Here is a 1,131-nt window from a genome sequence, read left to right as displayed (position 1 = left end):
CGGCTTGCGCTTTTTGCGAGCTCGAGCGATTAAAGCCATTGGGAATTACCTGCTTATTCTTCGCTGGTGTGCACTTTACGGTGCAGGATCGCCTGGAACTCATCGGCGAAGGTGTAGTAACGGCCGATCAACGTTTCGCTGGTGGCAGCGAAGCGGTTGTAGGCGATTACTGCGGGGATAGCGGCAAACAAGCCGATCGCCGTAGCGATCAGGGCTTCGGCGATACCGGGGGCCACGGTGGCCAGGGTCGCTTGCTGGGCCTGAGCCAGGCCGCGGAAGGAGTTCATGATCCCCCAGACGGTACCGAACAGACCAATGTACGGGCTGACGGAACCTACGGTGGCGAGGAACGGCAGGCTTTGCTCAAGCTTTTCTTCTTCGCGGGAAATGGCGACGCGCATGGCGCGGGCCACGCCTTCCATGACCGCTTCAGGGTCAACGCCTGGCTGCTGGCGCAGACGGGAGAATTCCTTGAAGCCGGCACGGAAGATCTGCTCTACGCCCGAATCAGGGTCCGGGTTGCTGCCGGCCTGGCGGTACAGCTTGGACAGGTCGATACCCGACCAGAAGCGCTCTTCAAAGCTCTCCAGGGCACGTCGACCGGCACGCAGCAGGTTGCTGCGCTGAAAAATCATGACCCAAGAGGTAACCGATGCGGCTACCAGGGTCAGCATGACCAGTTGAACCACAACACTGGCATTGCTGACCAGGCTCCACATGGAGGAATGGTCGACGACGGTAGGTTCCACGCTAAATCTCCTGCTTTGATTGTTTACCCGCGCCGCTTACGTCGGCAAAGGCCGCACGTAGAGCTTCGGGAATGGCCCGGGGTTTCAAACTATTGGTGCGCACACAGGCCACCAGGAACTGCCCCTCACAGAGCAGCGTTGCATCCGTTGCCCGCCTGACCTGCTGCTTGAAACGCAGGCTGACACGGTTCAATTCGATTACTTCAGCGCTGACCAACAGCTCGTCGTCCAGCCGCGCCGGCGCGTGATACCGCGCCTCGCTGGAGTGCACGACGAACAACAGGTCCTCCCCTGCCAGCTGGGATTGGGCAAAGCCCAGCTCCCGTAGCCGCTCGGTTCGAGCCCGCTCCATGAACTTGAGGTAATTGACGTAATACACGAT

Annotated in this window: 2 protein-coding genes; both read right to left on the bottom strand. The window is 60.0% G+C overall.

Annotation, left to right across the window (positions count from 1 at the left end; genetic code table 11):
- Nucleotides 1-53: 53 nt before the first annotated feature.
- The gene (gene tolQ / locus AC3ZU9_RS31410) at nt 54-749 is read right to left on the bottom strand and encodes a protein TolQ (RefSeq protein WP_015885609.1); all 696 of its coding nucleotides are present in this window, start codon (nt 747-749) and stop codon (nt 54-56) included.
- A 1-nt stretch (nt 750) separates the two neighbouring features.
- Nucleotides 751-1,131 (bottom strand): YbgC/FadM family acyl-CoA thioesterase (locus tag AC3ZU9_RS31405; protein WP_490091788.1); only part of this gene is annotated, 381 nt, incomplete at its 5' end.

The organism is Pseudomonas sp. A39 (genome assembly GCF_058145955.1).
This window is presented reverse-complemented; position numbering and strand designations above follow the sequence as displayed.